This window comes from Candidatus Symbiopectobacterium sp. NZEC135 (assembly GCF_025962695.1).
Genome location: NZ_JAGFPF010001184.1, coordinates 1 through 669, shown reverse-complemented (window position 1 = coordinate 669; position 669 = coordinate 1). Strand labels below are relative to the sequence as shown.

General features: G+C 56.5%; 1 protein-coding gene and 1 pseudogene. Both read left to right on the top strand.

Features of this window, described 5'->3' with window-relative positions; translation table 11 throughout:
* Window positions 1-109 (top strand): annotated as a pseudogene (locus J5224_RS36040) (SCP2 domain-containing protein); the annotation flags it as partial.
* Window positions 103-612: a GNAT family N-acetyltransferase gene (locus J5224_RS33235; protein WP_264629158.1), complete on the top strand. Its 510-nt coding sequence runs from the start codon at window positions 103-105 to the stop codon at window positions 610-612. The pseudogene J5224_RS36040 and the gene J5224_RS33235, both read left to right, overlap by 7 nt.
* The last annotated feature ends 57 nt before the right edge of the window (window positions 613-669 follow it).

Sequence of the window (669 nt, the reverse complement as noted above, 5' to 3'; positions counted from 1 at the left end):
CATGCCAGCGCCGTTGCGTATTGGCCTGCTGCGTTTGGCCGATTTTATTGAGGCGGGATTACACGAGGGCGCGATGCACGCTGACGATCGCGCACCCACCACATGTTAGTACGGGTGGAAATTCCGGTAGATGCAGCGGGTATTGATGCGTTGCTGCGTCGTGCGTTTCCCACCTCGGCAGAGGCTGAGCTGGTTCATCAACTGCGGGAAGACGGGCTGTTAACGCTTGGCGTTGTCGCGACGGATGACGAAGGCGTGGTGATGGGATACGTTGCTTTTAGCCCGGTAACCATCGCAGAGGTAGACCGGCAGTGGGTCGCTTTGGGGCCGCTGGCGGTGGATGAAACGCTGCGCCGTCAAGGGTGGGGGGAAAAACTGGTTTACGAAGGGCTGGATGCGTTAAACGAGTTTGGCTACACCGCCGTGGTGGTGCTCGGCTCTCCCGCTTATTATGCCCGTTTTGGCTTTGTGCCTGCCCGGGAGCAGCAGTTATGTTGCCGCTGGCCCGATAGCGACGATGCCTTCCAGATGTACCCGCTTTCCGATAACCATTTTGAAGGCGTGAGTGGCACTGTGGATTACGCCGCGCCCTTCCAACTTTTTATACCTTAAATAATTCGAGTTGCAGGAAGGCGGCAAATGAGTGACAAATCTGTCTGGAACAGATTT